Below are 21,981 nucleotides of genomic sequence, written 5' to 3'. Positions count from 1 at the left end.
CACCTTCTACAACGGCCTCGCATACTTCCGTGCCTGTGCCGACGGTTGGGCCTTGCGAGATGTGTATATGCCCTAGCGTCGATCGGGGGAGAGGTGGCTCGGCGAAGCCGAGACGGAGTGGGGGGTCGACCAGCGCTACATTGGACAATGCATGCGCCAAGCTGCCATACACGCTATCGCCAAAGACCAGCCGCTTCGAAATGTGTCGATGCCGTAGCCCGTTACGGGAGAATGCCATCAGGGCAATGAGGGGCAGCGCAGACGATCCGAAACGATCGCGCCGGCAAAGCTCTTACCCCACAAATTGGCGCGCGATTATCAGTGCCGCCGCACCGGCCAAGAACATCGCCATCAGGCCGCCGCGCAGCGACACCAGCACGGTGACGATCAGCGCCGCCCACTCAGCGGGCCCGGCATGCAATAGCTCGGGCGCCACCAAGGTCGTCAGCACCGCGGCCGGCACGGCGTTGAGCCCGGCTTCGACGCGCGGATGGATGGTCTCGAAACGCGAGATGACGAGGTGGCCGCCGACACGGGTCAGATAGGTGGCGACGGCGCCGGCCAGGATGATCCAGAAGGTCGTGCTCATGGCCGCTTGCCCACGCCGCTGTGATGCGGCGGCAGGATCACCGCCAGGAGGATGCCTGCGACCGCACCGACCGAGACATGCCAGGGCGAGCCCACGGTTCGATAAGCAACGATCGAGGCGACGGCGCTGGCGGCGACGACGGGCGCCCAAAGCGGCCGCCTGCGGAAGCCGAGCACCAGGCCGAGGAAATAGATCGGCAAAAGGAAATCGATGCCCAGCGCATGCGTGTCGGGGATCAGCTTGCCGAACACCGCGCCCAATCCGCTTTCGACCACCCAGAACACATAGACCGGCAGGCCTAGCCCCAGATACCAGACGAAGCCAACGGGACGGCCGGACTCGGCCCTCGCCTCGGCGATGGCGAATTGCGGGTCGGTCAGGATGAAATAGCCGAGCGCCTGCTGCAGAAGCGGCCAGTGTGCGATGCGCCTGCCGATGCCGGCCGAATAGAGCACGTGGCGAAAGTTCACCGCGAAGATCGACAGCACGATCAACCATGGCGCGACATGCTGGCCGAACAGCTCGATGCCGACCATCTGGCTGGCGCCGCCATAGATCATCGCGCTCATCAGGAAGGCTTCGAGGACGGAAAACCCATTGTCGACCGCAAGCGTGCCGAACAGCACCGCGAACGGCGCCGACGCAACGACCACCGGCATTGAAAGCCGCACGCCGTCCCAGAAATCGCTGCCCGTTCTGCCCTCAGAGATTGCTTCCGCTGCCATGCACCGCTCCTCGTGCATGTCGCCCAGAAGTGCGCAGCGGTTCTGGGACAACGACATGCATCAACAAAAAGACTTAAAGCGCGTCGCCTGGATTCGTTCAGCGCGACGCGCTTTAAGAGCGGTTTCATTTAGGGAGCGTCGCTTTCAATGTCACACCAATTCGCCTGACCCAATGATCAGCGGAACTGATCGCCGGCGTTGCAAAGCGTTGGAAGTTCTCCACTGCTCAGCTGACGAAATAGCGCTGCCGTTCGAAGTCCCTGATGTGCGACGCCTGCCCGGCGTCGGATGGGATTTTTTGCCGGCCCCTATTGTCGAACCATCGCGCCCTGGCGCAGAGATAGCGTCGCGCCTTGCAGCAAGAACCGAGGGGAAATGAATGGTCGTCTATGATTTCACGGGCCGGCATGCGGTCGTCACCGGAGCTGGCGGCGGGATGGGCGAAGCGATCGCGCGGGCGCTGCTCGATGCCGGCGCCTCCGTCACCGCCATCGACATCAAGCCGCGTCCGACCTCCCTCGCCTCGTACGCCGACCGGCTCACCTTCGCCCAGGGCGATTTGACCGACGCGGCCTTTGTCGAGCGGACCATCGGCGCGGCGGGCCGCGAGCGCGGCGGCATCGATTATCTCGCCAATGTCGCCGGCGTATTGTGGTTCGGTCGCGACAAATCGGCGCTCGAAATGGACCTCGATGTTTGGGATCAGGTCTTCAACATCAATTTGAAGTCCTTTGTGCACACCGCACGCGCGGTCGTTCCGCAGATGCGCGCCGGCGGCCGCGGCGGCGCCATGGTGCATTTCTCCACCATTCAATGGTATCGCGGCGACCCGAAGCCTCAGGATGCCTATCAGGCCTCGAAGGCAGGCGTCTGCGCGTTGTCGAAGTCGCTCGCCATGCAGCTTGCCGGCGACGGCATCCGCTCCAACGCGATCTGCCCCGGCATGGCGCTGACGCCGCTGCAGGCGCGCTGGGACACCGAAGAAAAGCGCGCTGCCGTGGCGGATTATACGCCGCTCGGCCGCATCGGCACGCCGCAGGACATGGCAAACGCCGCGCTCTTCCTGCTCTCGGACGCCGCAAGCTACATCACCGGCATCGAGCTTGCCGTCGACGGCGGCCTCTTGATGCGGATGTAAACCCCTGGCGACCGCCGGAGCGTCAGGCCGCCACGGCTGTCCCCTGGATCGCCCTGCCCCAGTCAAGCAGCGGCTTGGCGCCAAGCGTGAAGCCGACGAGATCGTCGACCAGCGCCGGCGAATGGATCGTCGCTGGATCGATGTCGTGCCGGACCACGAAATGCCGGTTGCGCACCGCCTGGGCGAGATCCTCGTCGCCGACTTCCTCGAAACCGCGCGGCGCCCGCTTCAGGCGGTCTTCCGCATCGAGCGCCAGGCCGGCTTTCCTGAGCGATGCGACCATGCCGCGGAACGCGGCCGGCTTGGTGACGATCGCCTTGCGCATCGCCTGCAGCAATTCAGGCGCCGGCTGCCACCAGGCCACACCAGCAAAGCAGCGCTCCAGACCGATATGCACATAGAAGACGCCCTGCTCCATCTTGGTGCCGTCAGGCGAGAGGATCGCCGAGAGATGCCGGTTGTAGGGCCGCTTGTCTTTCGAAAAGCGCACGTCGCGATTGATGCGGAACAGCGATTTCTTGCGGTCGCCGCGTAAGCCGAGCTTGGCCGCCTCGAAGCGCTCTGTGAGCGTCTCGACCAGATCGCAGAACGGCCCGTGCAGCTCGCTGTCGTAAAGGTCGCGGTTTTCCTGGAACCACTCACGACTCTGGTGGAAGTCGAGCGCCTTCAGGAACGGAATGGCCTTCGGCCCAAAAACCCTTGAACGCGCCAGTCATCAGCCGCCCCTGCCGATGCGCTGCAGCCAGGTATCCTCGTCGATCACCTCGATGCCGAGGTCGCTCGCAACTTTCAGCTTCGAGCCGGCGCCAGGGCCCGCCACCACAAGGTCGGTCTTGGCCGAAACCGAGCCCGCGACCTTGGCGCCGAGCCGTTCCGCCATCGCCTTGGCTTCCGAACGCGTCATCTTTTCCAGCGAGCCGGTGAACACCACCGTCTTGCCCGAGACTTCGCTGCCGGCCGAGATTTCCACGACATAGGGTTTCGGATGAACCTGCGCCAGCAAGGCGTCCAGCACATCGTCATTGCGCTCATTGCCGAAGAAGTCGCGCAACGCGTTGATCACCGTGTCGCCGATGCCGTTGATCGATGGGAAGACGCTGTGCGGATCCTCCGCTTTCGCCGTCTCCTTGCCGACACGGATCAGTTCCTCGATGGTTGAGAATTGGCGGGCAAGCACGGCCGCCGTCGTCTCGCCGATATGGCGGATGCCGAGCGCGAAGATGAAACGGTCGAGCTCCGGCTCGCGGCGTGCGTCGATGGCCGAAAACAGCTTGTCGAGACCTTCATAATTGCGCTCCTCGACGCTGCGCACGTTCTTGCGCGCCTTGCCCGAGGCTTCCTCGCGCAGCCTCGCCTGCTCCTCCCGTCGCTCGGCCAGCGCCCTGGTGACAGCAGGCCTTCGGTCCTTCAGCGTGAAGATATCGGCGGCGGTCTTCACCAGCCCCGAATTGAAGAACAGGTCGATGTTTTCGGCACCGAGGCCTTCGATGTCGAGCGCGCCGCGCGACACGAAGTGGCGCAGCCTTTCGACCGCCTGCGCGGCGCAGATCATCTCGCCGGTGCAGCGCCGGCGCGAATCCTCCTTGCCTGTCTTCTCGTTGATCTCGCGCGTCGCCGGCGAGCCGCAGACCGGGCAGGTATGCGGGAATTCATAAGGCACCGCGCCGGCCGGCCGCTTGTCGACGACGACGCTGACGATCTGCGGGATGACATCCCCTGCCCGCTGGATGACCACCGTGTCGCCGATGCGCACGTCGATGCAGTCGCGGATCGGCTGGCCGTTGCTGTCGAAGCCTTTGATGTAGTCTTCGTTGTGCAGCGTGACATTCTCGACCACCACGCCGCCGACCGTTACCGGCGCTAGCCGCGCCACCGGCGCCAGCGTGCCGGTACGGCCGACCTGGATGTCGATCTTCTCGACGGTCGTCATCGCCTGCTCGGCCGGGAATTTGTGGGCGACCGCCCAGCGCGGCTCGCCGGTGACGAAACCCCAGCGGCGCTGCAGCTCGAGCTGGTCAACCTTGTAGACGACGCCGTCTATGTCGTAGCCGAGCGAGGAGCGCTGCTCCTCGATGCGGTGGTAATGCGCGATCAGGTCGTCGATCGACTTCGCCCGCACCATCAGCGGGCTGACCTTGAAGCCCCATTCCTTGAACTTCTGTACGGAATCGAACTGCGTCGGCGCGGGGTCCGCTGTCGTATAGCCCCAGGCATAGGCAAAGAATTTCAGATTGCGGCTGGCGGTGACCAATGGATCCTTCTGGCGCAGCGATCCTGCAGCCGTGTTGCGCGGATTGACGTAATCCTGGCCGCCGACCGCCGCTGAACGCTGCTTCAAAGCTTCGAATTCGGCATAGGTCATGTAGACCTCGCCGCGGATCTCGATGATTTCCGGCCAGCCCGAACCCTGCAGCTTCTTCGGGATATCGGCGATCGTTTTCAAATTGGCGGTGATGTCCTCGCCGACCGTGCCGTCGCCACGCGTCGCGCCCTGCACGAACACGCCGCTCTCGTAGCGCAGCGAGGCCGACAGCCCGTCGATCTTCGGTTCGGCGGTGAAGGCGATGTCGAGGTCCTTGTCGCGGTCGAAGAAGCGCCTTCCGCGCTCGATGAAATCGGCGACGTCCTGGTCGGTATAGGCCTTGGCGAGGCTCAGCATCGGCACCGCGTGCCGCACCTTGGTAAAGCCCTCCGCGGGCGGGGCGCCCACCCGCCGCGTCGGCGAATCCTCGCGCACGAGATCGGGGAAGCGCTCTTCGATGGCGAGGTTGCGCCGGCGCAGCGCATCATACTCGGCATCGGTGATCGTCGGCGCGTCCTCGGCGTGATAACGCCGGTCATGCTCGGCGATCTCCGCCGCCAGTTGCTTCAGCTCATCCGCGGCTTCGCCTTCGCTCAACGAATCGACGGGTTTTTCCGACATGCATCAGTCCTTGGATTGTGGCGCGCCACTATAAATCAGGATTTGACGGCAGGGAGTGGGCTTGCGCGAAAATCATTGCTGAACAGCACGATGCAGCCATCTGCTGACTCGGATTGGAACCGAAGAGGCCCGACCTTCTAAGCCGCCGCCGTGTTCTCGCGCAGCAACCGCTCCGCGGCCGCGCGCGCTTCGTCGGTGATGGTGGCGCCGGCCAGCATCCGCGCGATTTCCTCCTGGCGCGCCGCGCGGTCCATTTCGGCAATGCCGGTGGCGACGCGGTCCTTGCCGCCGGATTTCGAGATCAGGAAATGCGTGGCGGCGCGCGCAGCGACCTGCGGCGCATGCGTGACCGAAAGCACTTGCACCCGCTTCGACAACCGCGCCAACCGCTGGCCGATGGCGTCGGCCACCGCGCCGCCGACGCCGGTGTCGATCTCGTCGAACACGAGGGTCGGCGCCGAGCCGCGATCGGCCAGCGCCACCTTCAGCGCCAAAAGGAAGCGCGAGAGCTCACCGCCGGAAGCGACCTTCATCATCGGTCCCGGCCTGGTGCCCGGATTGGTGCGCACCCAGAATTCGACCTGGTCGATGCCTTCTTCCATGCGGCTTTCGGCATCGCTTCCCATCTCGACGATGAACTCGGCCCGTTCGAGCTTGAGCGCCGGCAGTTCCGCCATGACAGCCTTGGTCAGGCCCGCCGCCGCCGCATGGCGCAGCGACGACAGCTGCGCCGCGGAAATATCGTAGGCCTCGCGCGCCGCGGCGGCCTGCTTGGCCAGCGCGTGCAGCCGCTCCTCGCCGGCATCGAGGTCGGCAAGATCGGCCACCATCGTGTCGCGCAGCTGCGCCAGATCGTCGACCGCGACACTGTGCTTGCGAGAGGCGGCGCGCAGCGCAAACAGACGCTCTTCCGCCTTCTCCAGACGCTGCGGATCATATTCGGTGGCGCGAAGCGCTGCTTCCACGCCGGACTGCGCGGCGTCGAGCGAGATCATCGCTTCGTCGAGCGATTTCACCACGTCGTCGAGCAGGCCGGGCGCTTCGCTGGACTTGCGCTGCAGCCGTCGCAACAGGCTGGCGAGCTGCGGCAAGGGCGAGGACGGCCCCGACAGCACATCCTGCGCATCATGGATTTCGGCGGCGATCTTTTCGACGCGCATCATCGTCGCGCGCAACTCCGCAAGCTCCGTTTCCTCGCCCGGCTGCGGGTCGAGTCTTGCGAGCTCAGCCACGGAAGCGCGCAGATAATCGGCTTCGCGCGCCGCCGCCTCGACCTTGGCACGATGCCGGGAAAGCTCCTGCTCGCAGTTTCGCCAGTACCGCCAGGCTTCGCCTGTGCCGCGCACGGCGCCCAGATGGCCGCCGAAACTGTCCAGCAATTCGCGATGCGCGCCGGGATCGACCAGCGCCCGCTCGTCATGCTGGCCATGGATCTCGACCAGGGCGCGGCCGACATCGCGCATCAGGGTGACGCTGGAGGGCTGGTCGTTGACGAAGACGCGGGTTCGGCCATCGGCGGTCTGCACGCGGCGCAGGATGATGTCGCCATCGTCCTCGATGTCGTTTCCGGCGAGCAACGCGCGTGCCGGATGGTTGCGCGGCACGTCGAACACGGCAATGACCTGACCCTGCGCGGCGCCATGGCGGACGAGCGAGGCATCGCCGCGCGCGCCAAGCGCCAGCGACAACGCATCGAGCAGGATGGATTTGCCGGCGCCGGTTTCGCCGGTCAGCACCGAAAGCCCAGGCAGGAAGTCGATGTCCAGCTTCTCGATCAGGACGATATCGCGGATCGACAGTCTGGACAGCATCGCAAGCTTCAGGCGCCGGTGATCAGCTTCCCGGCCTTGGAAATCCACGATCCGGCATTTTCGCGGGGTTCAAGCCCGTTGCTCTGCAGGAGCTTGTAGGAATCCTTGTACCACGGGCTGTCCGGATAATTGTGACCAAGCACCGCCGCTGCCGTCTGCGCTTCCGAGGTCAGGCCCATCGCATAGTAGGACTCGGTCAGGCGCGCGAGCGCCTCCTCGACATGGCGGGTGTTGGAATAGTTCTCGACCACGGTGCGGAAACGCTTCACGGCGGCGATGTATTCGCGGCGTTCGAGATAGTAGCGCCCGACCTGCATCTCCTTGCCGGCGAGCTGGTCGCTGGCGAAGCGGATCTTGTCCTTGGCGTCGCCGACATATTCGGAGTTCGGCCAGCGCGTCACCAGATCCTGCATGGTCTGGATGGTCTGGCGCGCCTCCTTCTGGTCCTGGGTGACGTCCTTGATCTGCCGATAGTAGGAGAGGCCGATGATGTACTGCGCGTAAGCCGCGTCGTCTGTCGAGGGATAGAGGGTCAGGTAGCGCTTGGCCGAACCGATCGCCTCGTCGTAGTTGCCGGCGCGGTAGTCGGCGAAAGCGCCCATCACCATCGATTTGCGTGCGAATTCCGAATAGGGATGCTGGCGGTCGACCGCGTCGAACTTCTTGCTCGCCTCATCGAGGCGGCCGGCATTCATGTTGGCCAGGCCCTGGTTGTAGAGAACGTCGGCCGGCTCGGTCTGGTCGACATAGGTCGCCAGGTTGACATCCTTCTCGGAGGACATGCAGGCCGACAGCACGAGCGCGGGAGCAACCACCGACAGCGCCAGCAAAACACCCCGACGCGGCGTTACCGATTGACCAACTCGCGAAAAAAACATGTTTGGATTCCGCCCCTTCGGCGTCGTTTCGGTCCCGGGCCGAAGCCATAAACCATTATCCCCTTGCCCGGCAACGCTATGTCCGGCCAATCGCACATTTTTGTGGCAGGCCGACGCGATGATCAAAGCCGCGCGTTTTGGCGGCCCTGTGATGCAGCCATGCAACACAAGCCTGACCACAAAGCCAGAAAACGGTTAAAAAATCAGATCACCCAGGGCGCGTAGACCGGCCCGCTGACGGCGATCATCTCGGCGACGCGGCCACGCTCGCGACGTCTCGTCTCGACGATCTCGAAGGCCGTCCGGTCGGAAAGCAGCCGGCGCAATGCCGAGGCATTCATCCGGTGGCCGCCGCGATAGGAGCGGAAGCAGCCGATGAAGCGCGCGCCGGCCAGTGCCAGATCGCCCATCGCATCGAGCGTCTTGTGGCGGGCGAATTCGTTGGGATAGCGCAGCCCGCCGACATTGATGACGCGGTTGTCGTCGCCGATGACAAGCGAGTTTTCGAGCGACGAGCCGAGCGCGTAGCCGGCGGCCCAAAGCCTCTCGACGTCCTTCATGAAGCCGAATGTGCGAGCGCGCGCGATGTCGCGGCGGAAGATGTCGGGATTGATGTCGGAGGCGAATTGCTGGCGGCCGATCGCCGGGCTCTCGAAATCGATCTCGACCTCGAACCGCGTGCCGTCATAGGGGCGGAACTCCGCCCAGGACGCGCCGGCTTCCACGCGCACCGGCTTGACGACACGGATGTAGCGACGCCTCACCGCCAGCGTCTCGATGCCGGCCTGGTCGATGGCTTCGACGAAGGCCATGGCGCTGCCGTCGAGAATGGGGACTTCCGAACCGTCGATCTCGATGATGAGGTTGTCTATGCCGAGACCGAACACCGTGGCCATCAGATGCTCGACGGTGCCGATATGATCGCCTGCCGGATCGCCAAGCATGGTGCAGAGATCGGTGGCGCCGACTTCCGCGACCAGGGCGCGGAGCTCGCGGGCTTCGCCGCCATTCGAAAGATGAAAGACGATGCCGGTATCGGCGTCGGCCGGCAGGAAATGAACGGTGACGGTCTTGCCGCTATGGACGCCGATGCCAGCCAGCGTCGCGCGCGATTTCACTGTCGTCTGATAGTCGTGCAAGAGTAACCCCATACGCCCAAAATGCCTGCGTCCGCTCCACTGGCCCTGGGTATCTTGCAGCCAGTCTGATGGTCTGGCGCTCGCGCAAAGGCGGCAAAATAAGCAAGAGCATGCGGCTCTGTATAATCGGCAGGCAGGGCTACTCCCCGAATCCCGGCAAACCGACTTTAGTCCGTGGCGAAGATAATGGCCCGCCCTGGAGACTCCAAATCACGGTTTCTTACCCCGTGTAACCACGGAAATGTGTCAGAAATAGCTCTTAAGCCATTGTTTTCAATGCGTTTTGTAAAAGCAACAGGCAGACGATTTCTCGTCTGCCTGTTAACAACCGTTATACATCGTTAACGATCAGCGCTACGCTGTATCGACGATCGACGGTCCGCGCCGTCTCGATGATCGGCGGCCGCCGTACCGATCAGTTGGCCTGGCGACGCAGGAAGGCCGGGATTTCCAGCTGGTCGTCTTCCTGGACTGTGCGGGCCTGCGGCGTCAGCCGGCCCTGGTCGTCGAGCTGGCCGCGGCGCGGCGCATAGAGCGCAGGATCCTGGCTAGCGAGACGGCGCATCTCAGGCGCGGCCTGACGCAGCTTCGGCTCGCGCGGCTGCGCCGGCTGAAGCCGGGCCGGCTCTTCCTCGCGGCGGGTAAGGCCGTTGGTCAGCCGCTTGATCAGCCCCATCGGACCGCTGTTTTCATGGTCCGCCGGCCGGCTCTTGGCTTCGACTTCGGCCCTTACCACCGGCGGAAAATCTTCCACGCGAGGCATGCGCTGCGGCGCCGCGGTCACCGGCTGCGGCATCTCGCGCTGCGGCGCGGGCTGCTGCATGACCTGCTGCGGCACCACCGGCTGCGGCTGCGCAGGCGGGGCTTGGAAGATCTTGCTCTGCGGCCGGAAGTCGTCGACCGGCAAGGCGCGCGGCTGCGCCATGGCGGCGGCGTTCGCCTCGGCAAGCTGGATCGCCTCCGCGACCGGATCGGCCGCGCGCGGCTCATAGGCCTGCGGCTGAACCGGAGCGGGGCGGATTTCGGCCACCGGAGCCGCCGCCGGGCGGGCGGCCGGCTTCTGCGGCGCGCGAATCGAGATCGGCGCAGCCGCGATTTCGGCCGCCGACTTGTCGATGCCGGTGGCGACGACCGACACACGGATCACGCCTTCCAGCTCCTCGTCGAAGGTGGCGCCCAGGATGATGTTGGCGTCCTGGTCGACTTCCTCGCGGATGCGGGTCGCCGCCTCGTCCACCTCGAACAGGGTGAGATCGCGGCCGCCGGTGATCGAGATCAGCAGGCCCTTGGCGCCCTTCATCGAGGTTTCGTCGAGCAGCGGGTTGGCGATGGCGGCTTCGGCTGCGGCCATCGCGCGGCCCTCGCCCGAAGCCTCGCCCGTGCCCATCATCGCCTTGCCCATCTCGCGCATCACCGAGCGGACGTCGGCGAAGTCGAGATTGATCAGGCCTTCCTTGACCATCAGGTCGGTGATGCAGGCGACGCCCGAATAGAGCACCTGGTCGGCCATTGCGAAGGCATCGGCGAAGGTGGTCTTGTCATTGGCCAGCCGGAACAGGTTCTGGTTGGGGATGACGATGAGCGTATCGACGCATTTCTGCAGTTCCTCGATGCCCATGTCGGCCGTCTTCATGCGGCGCTGGCCCTCGAAATGGAACGGCTTGGTGACGACGCCGACGGTGAGGATGCCCTTCTCGCGCGCCGCGCGGGCAACGACCGGAGCAGCGCCCGTGCCGGTACCGCCGCCCATGCCGGCAGTGACGAAGCACATATGGGTGTTGGAGAGGTGATCGATGATCTCGTCGATGCACTCTTCCGCCGCCGCGCGGCCGACTTCCGGCTGCGAGCCGGCGCCGAGGCCTTCGGTGACATGCGCGCCGAGCTGGATCAGCCGCTCGGCTTTCGACATCGTCAACGCCTGCGCGTCGGTGTTGGCCACCACGAACTCGACGCCGCGCAGGCCGGCTGTGATCATGTTGTTCACGGCATTGCCGCCGCCGCCGCCGACACCGAACACGGTGATGCGTGGCTTGAGCTCGGTGATGTCCGGCTTCTGCAGATTGATGGTCATTGTCTCCGTCCTTTGCCTTTCCCGCCGCCTCGCCGCTGCGGCCGCCTATGGGGCTGTCCCCGTCAAATTAAAAACTGTCTCTCAACCACTGACTCATGCGATGCAGTTTTCCGCCCGTTCCGGTCATCCTGAAACCGGAAAGTCCTTTCGCTGAATGGCTCTCGAAGCTCGCCATCTGCGGATAGATCATCAGTCCGACCGGGGTCGAGAACGCCGGTCCCTTGGCCGCCTCCGGCAGGCCTGCGACGCCGAGCGGCCGGCCGATGCGCACATTGCGCCCGAGAATGCGGCGCGCCGCTTCCGGCAGGCCGGCGAGCTGGCTTGCGCCGCCGGTGAGCACGACCCGCTTGCCGACGGCGTTGCCGTAGCCGGACTTGTTCAGCCGGTCGCGCAGAAGCTCCAGCGTCTCGTCGATGCGGGCGCGGATGATGCGCGTCATTACCGAGCGCGGGATCTGCAGCGGTATATCGCCGTCCTCGCCGATCGGCTGGATCGAGACCAGGTCGCGGTCGTCGGCGCTGCCGGGCAGCGCCGAGCCATGCATCACCTTCAGCCGCTCCGCGGCATCGAGGGAGGTCGACAGGCCCTTGGCCATATCCAGCGTCACATGGTTGCCGCCGATGGCGATCGCGTCGCCATGGACGAACTTGCCCTCCGAGAAGACCGAGATGGTCGTCGTGCCGCCGCCCATGTCGATGCAGGCTGCGCCCATTTCGAGCTCGTCGTCGACCAGCGAGGCAAGCCCGCTGGCATAGGGCGTCGCCACCATGCGCTCGACCGACAGATGCGAGCGGTTGATGCAAAGCTCCAGATTTCGCATCGGCGCCGCGTCGCCCGTCAGCACATGCATGTCGACGCCAAGCGCATCGCCCACCATGCCGCGCGGGTCGCGCATGCCGCGCTCGCCGTCGAGCGAGAAACCGACGGGCAGCGAATGGATCACCTCGCGCTCGGCCCTGAGCGCCTGCTTGGCGCCGGCGGCGAGCACGCGCTTGATGTCGACTTCCTCGACCTGATGGCCGCCGAGATTGATGGTCGCCGAGAAGGCTTCGCTCTTCAGCCGGCCGGCCGTCATGTTGACGATGAGGGAATCGACGGTGAGCCCGGCCATGCGCTCGGCCGCATCGACGGCAAGCCGGATGGCATGCTCGGCGCGATCGAGATCGACCACCACGCCGGACTTCACGCCTTGCGATTTCTGGTGGCCGATGCCGATCACCTGGATGCGATGCGAACGTCCGCGCAGCAGCTTGCCGTCCTCGTTCGGCTTCAGCTTCGCCACGACGCAGCAAACCTTGCTGGAGCCGACATCGAGCACCGTGAGCGTGCCCGACCGGCGCGAAGAAGCGTCGCTGCTGCCGCCAAGCCAGCTCATATCTTTCTCTCCACCTTGCGCTTGGCCAGGGACTTCGGCTTGTCGCTGAGCGCTGCTTCGCGCTGTGTCGCCGCTTCCGGCGACAGCTCCACGACCAGCCGGTCGGAAAGTCGCATGTCGACGGCGGCGATGTCGCGGGTCAGCAATCCGTTGTCATGATCGATCTTCACGAGCTCGGCGATCGCCTGGTCCTCGCCGTCTTCCGGCAGCTTGATCGTGATGCCGTTTTCAAGCCTCAGGTCCCAGCGCCGCTCGCCGACCCGGATGTAGCCTTTGACCCGCGCCGCAAGCTCGGGATAGCGCTCGATCTTGGCGAGGAAGGCCGGCGCCATGGCCGGCGCGCCGGTGCCGATGATCAGCGGCAGCAGCGCCTGCTTGCCGCCCGAGAACGGCGCGATCATCTCGCCTGACCGCTCGATGACCGAGACCGAGGTGCCCTGCTGCCAAAGCGCGAAGGGTTGGCGCTCCTCGATGCGCACTTCCAGCGTATGCGGGTATATCTTGCGCACGGCGGCTCCCTCGACCCACGGCAGCGTCGCGATGCGCTCGCGCGCGGCCTCGGCATCGAAGCCGATCAGCGAGGTCCAGCCGTCGAGGCCGAGCCGGTCGAGCACATCGATCTCGGAGGTCTGGCGGTTGCCGACCACCTTGATCTGGTCGACGGCGAAGCCGGTGCGCGCCGTCACGCCCTGCACGATGCTGTCGGCGTAGCCGCCAAGATAGGCGCCATAGGCGCTGCTGGACGCGATCAGCGCAGCGGAAAGGATCGCCGCCGAAAAGCGCGGCGCCTCATACTCGCCGCCGCACAGACGCGCCAGTACGCGCATCGGCCGGCGAAGCTGACGCGGCAGCACGAAACGGTCGAATGACAGCGACATACCGAACAGCGCGAGCCCAGCCGCGCCGACGCCATTACCCTGCCCCAACCTCAACGCAGACACGAAGCGTCCTCCACCATCCAACTCAACAAATCGCCGAACGAATGTCCCGCTTGCGCGGCGATTTCAGGCACCAGAGACGTCGGCGTCATGCCCGGCTGAGTGTTGACCTCGAGCCAGACAACCTCGCCGTTTTCGGAGTGGCGATCGTCGTAACGGAAGTCCGATCGGGAGACGCCCCGGCAACCAATGGCAAGATGAGCCTTGAGGGCCAGTGTCTGTATTTTTTGGTAAATATTCGGTGAAATTTTAGCAGGGATTTCGTGTTTTGATCCGCCAGGAACGTATTTTGAATCGTAATCGTAGAAGGAATGCCCGGTCGGGATGATCTCGCAGACGCCGAGCGCCACATTGCCCATCACCGCGCAGGTCAATTCGCGTCCGTGGATGTAGCGCTCGACCATCACGGTCTCGCCATATTGCCATTCGGTGGAGCCGATCACCTGCGGCGGATGCGACTGCCCCTCAAGCACGATGACCACGCCGAAGCTCGACCCCTCATTGACCGGCTTGACCACATAAGGCGGCTTCATCGGATGCTTGTTCTGAACGGCGAAGCGGTTGACCACCTTCGACTCCGCGACCGGAATGCCGGACGCCTTGGCGATTTTCTTGGCCTGCTCCTTGTTCATGGCCAAGGCCGAAGCGAGCACACCCGAATGGGTGTAGGGAATTGCGAGATATTCGAGAATTCCCTGGATGGTGCCGTCCTCGCCGAACGGACCGTGCAGCGCGTTGAAGGCGACGTCAGGCTTGAGCTCGGCAAGCACAGGCCCGACATCGCGCGAAACGTCGACCCGGGTGACTTGATAGCCTTCATTCTCGAGCGCATCCGCACACGCCTTCCCCGAGGACAGAGACACGGGCCGCTCCGAGGAGAATCCACCCAGGAGGACAGCCACATGCTTCTTCTTCATCCCGTCATCCCCTCTCACGCCGGGCCTGCAACCGATATTCCCGCACCGCATTTCCAAACATTGAGTCCGAGCCCTCCGGCAGGTTGCCCCCCAGACGGAAAACGCGGCTTAACGCGTCGAACGACTCAAATCAGGAAACGCTTTAGGGCAGAGAATCAGAGAGTTGATTCGCTGGCAAGTACCTACGATTCCGAGAGATTCACTTTCCGCGAAAACAGCCGCAAAAAGTGAATTGTGAGTCTTTGAGGCAACGGTTCTACGGCTGTTTCAGATCGCTGGAAGTTCAAGCATCACATGAACTTAAGCCTAAGCTAAAGAAGCTGCCCGAGAAACTCCTGCACCGCATGACCCGGCCTGAAATTGCCGAGGCGCTTGATCTCCCAGTGCAGCCGGATGCCCGAATTCTCGAGCACGCGCGCCCGCACCGTCTCGCCGAGATATTCGAGGTCGTAGCCGGTGGCCGTGCCGGTGTTGATCATGAAGTTGCAGTGCATCGGCGACATCTGCGCACCGCCGATCATCAGCCCGCGGCAGCCGGCCTTGTCGATCTCCTTCCAGGCCGAGGTGCCTTCCGGATTCTGGAAGGTCGAGCCGCCGGTCTTCTCCCTGATCGGCTGCACCGTCTCGCGGTGGTTCTGAACGGCATCCATCGCCGCCTTAATCGCCGCCTTGTCCTCCGGAAACCCTTCGAAAATGGCTGAGGTGAAGATCAGGCCGGCAGGCGCGGACGAATGGCGATAGGCATAGCCCATATCGGCGTTGCTCAGCGTATGGAGATTGCCCTTGCGGTCCAGCGCCCTCACCTCGACGAGCCGTTCGCGGGTCTCGACGCCGTTGGCGCCGGCATTCATCCTGAGCGCGCCGCCGACGGCGCCAGGAATGCCGTGATAGAAATGGAAGCCGCCGATGCCGGCCTCGTAGGCCACCGCTGCGAGACGCTTGTCCGGCGTCGCCGCGCCGGCTTTGATCGTGGTCGGCCCGGTGGTCTCGGCCTCGCCGAAACCCTTGGCCGAGAGCCTGACGACAAAACCCGGAACGCCGCCGTCGCGCACCAGAAGGTTCGAGCCGACGCCGACCACCGTGATCGGCACCTCTTCCGGCACAGCCCGAAGGAAAGCCGCAAGATCTTCCTCGTCGGCCGGCTGGAACAACGCCTCGGCGAGGCCGCCGGCCCGGAACCAGGTGATCTTGTCCATCTCGGCGTTCGGCGTGATACGGCCGCGCAGGCCGGCAAGCTTGTCGCTGAGCTTAAGGATCAGGTCCTGGCCGTGCATCATGAGGGCGTCCCACCAAGTTCCTTGGGCAGCGCGTAAGCCCATTGCGTGATGTTGCCGGCGCCGAGGAAGATGACGAAATCGCCGGGCTTGGCAAGCTCGCGAATGGCTGGCGCGATCGCCGCCTGACCCTCGATATAGCGCGCGTCGCGGTGGCCGCCGGAACGGATGCGCGACACCAGCGCGTCGGAGGTCGCGCCTTCGATGGGTTCCTCGCCTGCCGCATAGACCGGCGCCACCATCACCGTGTCGGCGTCGTTGAAGCAGACCGAGAACTCATCGAAGAGATCGTGCAGCCGGGTGAAGCGATGCGGCTGCGCGATGGCGATCACCCTGCCATCGGTCGCGCTGCGCGCGGCCTTCAGCACCGCCGCGATCTCGACCGGATGGTGGCCGTAGTCGTCGAACACCTCGACGCCGTCCCACGAGCCGGTACGGGTGAAGCGCCGCCTGACGCCGGCGAAGGACGACAGGCCCTTCTTGATCGCCTCGGCCGAGAGGCCAAGCTCATGCGCGACCGCGATCGCCGCCGTCGCGTTGGAGACGTTGTGGCGGCCAGGCATCGGCAGGCGCAGGTCCTTTATCGAGGTCGTGCCCCGCCCCTTGCGATCGCGGATCACGACATCGAATTCGGAGATCGCGCCCTGCATGCGGTGGTTGCTGAAGCGCACATCGGCCTGCGCGTTCTCGCCATAGGTGATGACGCGCCGGTCCTCGATCCGTCCGACCAGCGCCTGGACTTCCGGGTGGTCGGTGCACATCACGCCGAAGCCATAGAACGGCACGTTTTCGACGAACTGGCGGAACGCCTCGCGCACCTTGTCGAAGCTGCCATAGTGGTCGAGATGCTCGGGATCGATGTTGGTGACGACGGCGATATCGGCCGGCAGCTTCAGGAACGTTCCGTCGCTCTCGTCGGCTTCGACCACCATCCACTCGCCATCGCCCATGCGCGCATTGGTGCCGTAGGCGTTGATGATGCCGCCATTGATGACGGTCGGGTCGAGCCCGCCGGCCTCGAGCAAGGTCGCCACCATCGAAGTCGTCGTCGTCTTGCCATGCGTGCCGCCGATGGCGACCGCCTGGCGGAACCGCATCAGCTCGGCCAGCATCTCGGCGCGGCGGACAATGGGGAGCAACTTCTCCCGCGCGGCCTTGAGCTCCGGGTTGGATTTCTTGATCGCGGTCGAAACGACCACCACTTCGGCGTCGCCGAGATTCTCGGCCTTGTGGCCGACGAAGCATTCGATGCCCTTGTCGCGCAGCCGCTGCACATTGGCGCCGTCGGCCTGGTCGGACCCCTGCACCTTGTAGCCGAGATTGTGCAGCACTTCCGCGATGCCGCTCATGCCGATGCCGCCGATGCCGATGAAATGCACAAGGCCGATGGTCTGCGGCATCTTCATACGCGCGTCCTCCTGTAGTCCGAAACCGTTTTGCCGGACGCAATAGCCTCTGTCAGATCGGCGAGCAACCGCGCCGCGTTCGGTTTCCCGGCCGAGCGGGCGGCGGCGGCCATGGTCGCCAGCCGGTTCGGATCCTTGATCAGCCCGCCGACCAGTTCGGCGATCCGCTCCGCCGACAGCGTCGACTGCGGATGAAGCTCGGCCCCGCCGGCGGCGGCAAGCGCCGCGGCATTCGCAGCCTGGTCGTGGTCGAGCGCATGCGGATAAGGCACCAGCAGCGCCGGCCGGCCGATGACGGCGATTTCCGAAACCGTCGAGGCTCCGGAGCGCGACATCACCAGATGCGCCGCCGCCATGCGCGCCGCCATGTCGGTGAAGAAGGGCGAGACCTGGACGTCGACGCCGAGATCGGCATAGGCGGCCTTCACCCGCACCACATCCTCGGCGCGCGCCTGCTGCGTGATCGCCAGCCGCTTGCGCAGGTCTTGCGGCAGCAGCGCGATCGCCGCAGGCACGGCATCGGAAAAGAACTGCGCGCCCTGACTGCCGCCGAACACCAGGAAGCGGAACGGTTCGCCCTCATTCGATACCACGTAAGGCGTTTTCGCCGCATCGAGGACCTGCGGCCTGACCGGATTGCCGGTGGTCACCGTCTTTACGCCGTCAGCGCTTGCGCCCTCCGGCAGGAAACCGCCGGCAATCGCATCCACGCGGCCGGCAAGCGCCTTGTTGGCGCGGCCCATGACGGCGTTCTGCTCATGGATCAGCGTCGGCACTTTTCGCCTTGTCGCGGCATAGAGCGGCGGCAGCGTCGGATAGCCGCCGAAGCCGACGACAGCCTCCGGCTTGATCCTGGCGATTACACGGCCGGCCTCCCGCACGCCCTGCCAGATCTTCCAGAAGGCCGAGAGCATGGCGACCGGGTTCTTCGAACCCAGCGTGGCCGAGGGGATGGTGTGAATGTCGGCTGCCGGGAAATGGCGGGAATAGCGCTCGGCGCGATTGTCGGTGGCAAGATGCACCTTCCAGCCGCGGTCGATCAGCTCATGCGCCAGCGCCTCGGCCGGAAACAGATGTCCGCCCGTTCCGCCGGCCGCAAGCAGGATGACACCCTTCGCCATCCTGCCTCATTCCGCCGGCATTGCGCGCTGCGAAAGGACGAAGCCCATCTGCTTGCGCTTTTCCGGACGCTTGCGCGTCAAGGCGAGCACCATGCCCATCGAGACGGCGATGGCGATCTGCGAGGAGCCGCCATAGGAGATGAAGGGCAGCGTCATGCCCTTGGCCGGCATCAGCTGCAGGTTCACGCACATGTTGATGGCCGATTGCAGGCCGAAGACGGTGACCAGGCCGCCGACCGCATAGCGGGTGAAATCGTCCTGCTCCTTGAGCGCGATGCTTAGGCCGCGCAGCACGATGAAGGCGAAGATCGACATGATGAAGAAGCACATTATGAGGCCGAACTCCTCGCCGGCGACCGAGAAGACGAAATCGGCGTGGCTGTCGGGGATGACCCGCTTTACCGTGCCCTCGCCCGGGCCGACGCCGAACCAGCCGCCATTGATCAGCGCCTCGCGGCCCATATCGACCTGGAAGGTGTCGCCTTCGCCGGTCATGAACTTGTCGATGCGCGCGGCGACGTGCGGAAACACCGTATAGGCAGCGAACACGCCGCCGACCCCGGCAGCCCCCAGCGCGACGATCCAGAACCAGGGCAGGCCGGCCATGAAGAACATCACGCCCCAGGTGCCCAGCACCAGCATCGTCTGGCCGAGATCGGGCTGGGCCACCAGAAGCGAGATGACCAGCGCCAGCAAAAGCATGGCGAACAGGTTGCCGGGAATGTCGGGCTGGCGCCTGTGCTCCGCAAACAGCCAGGCGCAGATGACGACGAAGGCCGGTTTCAGGAACTCGGACGGCTGAATGGAAAGGCCTGCAAGCGACACCCAGCGCCGCGCCCCCTTCACCTCGACGCCGATGTAGAGCACCGCCACCATCAGCACCAGCATGATGCAGATCATCACCAGCGACATGCGCCTTATCTGCCGCGCCTCCAGGAAAGAGACCGCCAGCATCACGATAAGCGCCGGGATGGTGAAGATGATCTGGCGCGTGGCGAAGTGGAAGCTGTCGAGACCGATGCGCTCGGCCACAGCCGGACTTGCGGCGAAAGACAGCACGATGCCCAGTCCCATCAGCGACAGGAATGCCGCCAGGAACCAGCGATCGATCGTCCACCACCAGGTGGCGACAGGACTTTTGTCGAGACGGCTTTGCATCAACGTGGCCCTCCGATGGATTTCACCCCATCAATAGCAGTCGCAGCTTGCCTGAAGGCTTCGCCGCGAACTTCGAAATTCTTGAACTGGTCGAAACTGGCGCAGGCCGGCGAAAGCAGCACCACGGCCTCGCCACCGGTGTCCTTTGCCGCGTCGTTGGCGGCATGCTCGACCGCCGCCGCCAGCGTTCCGGATATTTCGTAAGGCACCGCCTCGCCGAGCGTCGCCGAGAAGGCGGGCGCCGCCTCACCGATCAGATAGGCCTTGGCGATGCGCGGGAAGAAGCCGCGCAGCGGCTCGATGCCGCCTTCCTTGGGCAGGCCGCCGGCGATCCAGTAGACGCGGTTGAAGCTCGATAGCGCCGGTGCGGCCGCATCGGCATTGGTCGCCTTGGAATCGTTGACGAACAGCACATGGTCCTTGCGGCCGACCTGCTCCATGCGATGCGCCAGCCCGGGGAAGCTTTCGAGCCCGGCCTGGATCTCGCCGAGATCGAGCCCGATCCTCAGGCACGCGGCGACCGCCGCCAGCGCATTCTGCGCGTTGTGCTGGCCGCGCAGCGACCCGATGCCTTCGAGGAAGGCGACGCGGCTGTAGCGGCCATGCACGGCTTCCATCAGGTTGGTGCCGTCGGCGAAATAGCCGTCGGTCAACGGCAGGCGCTTGGAAATGCGGATGACCGGCCGGCCGGCCCGTTCCAGCCGGTCGGCGATCTGGGCGCACCAGGAATCGTCGACGCCGACGATCGCGGTATCGCTGCCGGCGACCAGCCGCTCCTTGATCGAGGCGTAATGCGCCATCGTGCCGTGCCGGTCGAGATGGTCTGGCGTCAGGTTGAGCAGGATGCCGGCGGTCGGATTGATGGAGGGAGCGAGATCGATCTGGTAGGACGAGCACTCGACCACATAGTGCCGCGTCGGCTCGGGCGGATCGAGCGTCATGACGGCACGGCCGATATTGCCGCCCATCTGCGTGTCGCGGCCTGCCGACTTCACGATATGCGCCGTCAGCGCCGTCGTCGTGGACTTGCCGTTGGTGCCGGTAATCGCGATGAAGGGTGCTGCCGGCGCATGGCTGTTGCGCTCGCGGCAGAACAGCTCGATGTCGCCGATCACCTCGACGCCGGCGCCGCGCGCCAGCTCCACCGTCCAATGCGGCTTGGGATGCGTCAGCGGCACCCCTGGCGACAGCACGAAGGCGGCGAAACGCGGCCAGTCGGCCAAGCGCAGATCCCCGGTCGTAATCCCCGCGGCCGCTGCCTTGGCGACGCTGTCCGGATTGTCGTCCCAGGCCAGCACCTCGGCGCCGCCTGCGATCAGCGCATGCGCGGTGGCGATGCCCGAGCCGCCAAGCCCGAAGAGCGAAATGCGTTTGCCTGAGAAGGAAGCGGCGGGGATCAAGCAGCGAGTCCTATCTGAGCTTGAGGGTCGAAAGGCCGACCAGCGCCAGGATGACGGCAATGATCCAGAAGCGTATCACCACCTGGCTTTCGGTCCAGCCGAGCTTTTCGAAATGGTGATGGATCGGCGCCATCAGGAAGACGCGCTTGCCGGTCATCTTGAAATAGCCGACCTGGATGATGACCGACAGGATCTCGACCACGAACAAGCCGCCGACGATGACCAGCACGATCTCGTGCTTGGTGGCGACCGCGATGGTGCCGATCAGCCCGCCCATCGCCAGCGAGCCGGTGTCGCCCATGAAGATGGCGGCCGGCGGCGCGTTGAACCAAAGGAAGCCGAGGCCTGCGCCGATTACCGCGCCGAGCACGACGGCGAGCTCGCCGGTGCCGGGAACGAAATGGATCTGCAGATATTCGGCGAACACCGCGTTGCCCGACAGATAGGCGATGACGCCGAAGGACGCCGCCGCGATCATGATCGGCACGATCGCCAGGCCGTCGAGGCCGTCGGTCAGGTTCACCGCATTGCCGGCGCCGACGATAACGAAGCAGGAGAACGGCACGAAGAACCAGCCGAGATTGATCAGGAATTCCTTGGCGAAGGGAAAGGTCAGCGACGACGAGAACGGCGCCTGGCCGTTATGCATGATCACCCAGGCCGCGATGGCGGCGATGATGAACTCGATCGCCAGGCGGGCCTTGCCGGAGAAGCCCAGATGCGACTGCTTGGTCACCTTGAGATAGTCGTCGTAGAAGCCGATCGAGCCGAAGCCGACGGTGACCAAGAGCACCACCCAGACATAGATGCTGGACAGGTTCGCCCATAAGAGCGACGAACCGATGATGCCGGACAGGATCATCAGCCCGCCCATGGTCGGCGTTCCGGCCTTCTTGAAATGCGTCTGCGGGCCGTCGGCGCGGATCGGCTGGCCCTTGCCTTGCCGCAGGCGCAGCGAATTGATGATCGTCGGCCCAAAGATGAAGACGATCAGCGCAGACGTGATCAGCGCGCCGCCTGTGCGAAAAGTGATGTAGCGGAAGACGTTGAAGAACGAGATCTTGTCCGCGAAATCGACGAGCAGTGTGAACATGGTCCTTCCGTCCCCCGGAGCCCGA

18 protein-coding genes are annotated in these 21,981 nt (G+C 64.8%); 1 reads left to right on the top strand and 17 read right to left on the bottom strand.

The window, feature by feature from the left end:
- Positions 1 to 292 precede the first annotated feature (292 nt).
- Both FJ425_RS25555 and FJ425_RS25550 read right to left on the bottom strand, forming a co-directional pair.
- On the bottom strand, positions 293 to 589 hold the full coding sequence (locus FJ425_RS25555) for an AzlD family protein (protein ID WP_140543309.1): 297 nt from the start codon (positions 587 to 589) through the stop codon (positions 293 to 295).
- Positions 586 to 1,314 carry an AzlC family ABC transporter permease gene (locus tag FJ425_RS25550; protein ID WP_140726840.1) on the bottom strand — a complete coding sequence of 243 codons (729 nt, stop codon included), beginning with the start codon at positions 1,312 to 1,314 and terminating at the stop codon, positions 586 to 588. The genes FJ425_RS25555 and FJ425_RS25550 overlap by 4 nt, the downstream gene beginning before the upstream one ends.
- A 379-nt stretch (positions 1,315 to 1,693) precedes the next feature.
- On the opposite strand from FJ425_RS25550, the gene FJ425_RS25540 reads away from it, so the two are divergent.
- The gene (locus FJ425_RS25540) at positions 1,694 to 2,452 is read left to right on the top strand and encodes an SDR family oxidoreductase (RefSeq protein ID WP_140726834.1); all 759 of its coding nucleotides are present in this window, start codon (positions 1,694 to 1,696) and stop codon (positions 2,450 to 2,452) included.
- 22 nt (positions 2,453 to 2,474) lie between these two features.
- On the opposite strand, the gene FJ425_RS25535 is transcribed toward FJ425_RS25540, so the two are convergent.
- The 15 genes from FJ425_RS25535 to mraY form a co-directional block, all read right to left on the bottom strand.
- Positions 2,475 to 3,164, bottom strand: coding sequence for a TIGR02453 family protein (locus FJ425_RS25535; RefSeq protein ID WP_140726831.1), 690 nt, complete (start codon positions 3,162 to 3,164; stop codon positions 2,475 to 2,477).
- Between the two features lie 3 nt (positions 3,165 to 3,167).
- Complete coding sequence (ligA, locus tag FJ425_RS25530) at positions 3,168 to 5,375, bottom strand: NAD-dependent DNA ligase LigA (protein WP_140726828.1); 2,208 nt, start codon at positions 5,373 to 5,375, stop codon at positions 3,168 to 3,170.
- Positions 5,376 to 5,512: 137 nt separating this feature from the next.
- On the bottom strand, positions 5,513 to 7,186 hold the full coding sequence (recN, locus tag FJ425_RS25525; RefSeq protein WP_140726825.1) for a DNA repair protein RecN: 1,674 nt from the start codon (positions 7,184 to 7,186) through the stop codon (positions 5,513 to 5,515).
- Positions 7,187 to 7,194: 8 nt separating this feature from the next.
- Positions 7,195 to 8,064 (bottom strand): outer membrane protein assembly factor BamD, encoded by an 870-nt coding sequence (locus tag FJ425_RS25520; RefSeq protein WP_095769002.1) that lies wholly within the window; start codon positions 8,062 to 8,064, stop codon positions 7,195 to 7,197.
- 203 nt (positions 8,065 to 8,267) lie between these two features.
- Entirely contained in the window at positions 8,268 to 9,215 is a 948-nt protein-coding gene (gene lpxC, locus FJ425_RS25515) for a UDP-3-O-acyl-N-acetylglucosamine deacetylase (RefSeq protein WP_140726822.1), read from the bottom strand.
- Positions 9,216 to 9,618: 403 nt separating this feature from the next.
- Complete coding sequence (ftsZ, locus tag FJ425_RS25510; protein ID WP_140726820.1) at positions 9,619 to 11,274, bottom strand: cell division protein FtsZ; 1,656 nt, start codon at positions 11,272 to 11,274, stop codon at positions 9,619 to 9,621.
- A gap of 67 nt (positions 11,275 to 11,341) precedes the next feature.
- Positions 11,342 to 12,649: a cell division protein FtsA gene (ftsA, locus tag FJ425_RS25505; RefSeq protein ID WP_140726817.1), complete on the bottom strand. Its 1,308-nt coding sequence runs from the start codon at positions 12,647 to 12,649 to the stop codon at positions 11,342 to 11,344.
- A complete protein-coding gene (locus tag FJ425_RS25500; protein ID WP_140726814.1) occupies positions 12,646 to 13,590 on the bottom strand; it encodes a cell division protein FtsQ/DivIB in 945 nt (314 codons plus the stop codon). The genes ftsA and FJ425_RS25500 overlap by 4 nt, the downstream gene beginning before the upstream one ends.
- On the bottom strand, positions 13,578 to 14,504 hold the full coding sequence (locus FJ425_RS25495; RefSeq protein WP_140726812.1) for a D-alanine--D-alanine ligase: 927 nt from the start codon (positions 14,502 to 14,504) through the stop codon (positions 13,578 to 13,580). Before FJ425_RS25495 ends, FJ425_RS25500 begins: the two co-directional genes overlap by 13 nt.
- Positions 14,505 to 14,815: 311 nt before the next feature.
- Positions 14,816 to 15,781 carry a UDP-N-acetylmuramate dehydrogenase gene (gene murB / locus FJ425_RS25490; protein WP_140726809.1) on the bottom strand — a complete coding sequence of 322 codons (966 nt, stop codon included), beginning with the start codon at positions 15,779 to 15,781 and terminating at the stop codon, positions 14,816 to 14,818.
- A complete protein-coding gene (gene murC / locus FJ425_RS25485) occupies positions 15,778 to 17,184 on the bottom strand; it encodes a UDP-N-acetylmuramate--L-alanine ligase (RefSeq protein ID WP_140544450.1) in 1,407 nt (468 codons plus the stop codon). Before murC ends, murB begins: the two co-directional genes overlap by 4 nt.
- The gene (gene murG, locus FJ425_RS25480; RefSeq protein ID WP_140544452.1) at positions 17,181 to 18,305 is read right to left on the bottom strand and encodes an undecaprenyldiphospho-muramoylpentapeptide beta-N-acetylglucosaminyltransferase; all 1,125 of its coding nucleotides are present in this window, start codon (positions 18,303 to 18,305) and stop codon (positions 17,181 to 17,183) included. The genes murC and murG overlap by 4 nt, the downstream gene beginning before the upstream one ends.
- Before the next feature lie 6 nt (positions 18,306 to 18,311).
- A complete protein-coding gene (ftsW, locus tag FJ425_RS25475) occupies positions 18,312 to 19,463 on the bottom strand; it encodes a putative lipid II flippase FtsW (RefSeq protein ID WP_095768993.1) in 1,152 nt (383 codons plus the stop codon).
- Positions 19,463 to 20,863, bottom strand: a complete 1,401-nt coding sequence (murD, locus tag FJ425_RS25470) for a UDP-N-acetylmuramoyl-L-alanine--D-glutamate ligase (RefSeq protein WP_140630919.1) — start codon at positions 20,861 to 20,863, stop codon at positions 19,463 to 19,465. The genes ftsW and murD overlap by 1 nt, the downstream gene beginning before the upstream one ends.
- Before the next feature lie 10 nt (positions 20,864 to 20,873).
- On the bottom strand, positions 20,874 to 21,956 hold the full coding sequence (gene mraY, locus FJ425_RS25465; protein ID WP_140544456.1) for a phospho-N-acetylmuramoyl-pentapeptide-transferase: 1,083 nt from the start codon (positions 21,954 to 21,956) through the stop codon (positions 20,874 to 20,876).
- Positions 21,957 to 21,981 lie beyond the last annotated feature (25 nt).

Origin of the sequence: Mesorhizobium sp. B2-7-2, from assembly GCF_006440775.1 — a bacterium.
Taxonomy (GTDB): Bacteria; Pseudomonadota; Alphaproteobacteria; order Rhizobiales; family Rhizobiaceae; genus Mesorhizobium.
This window is presented reverse-complemented; position numbering and strand designations above follow the sequence as displayed.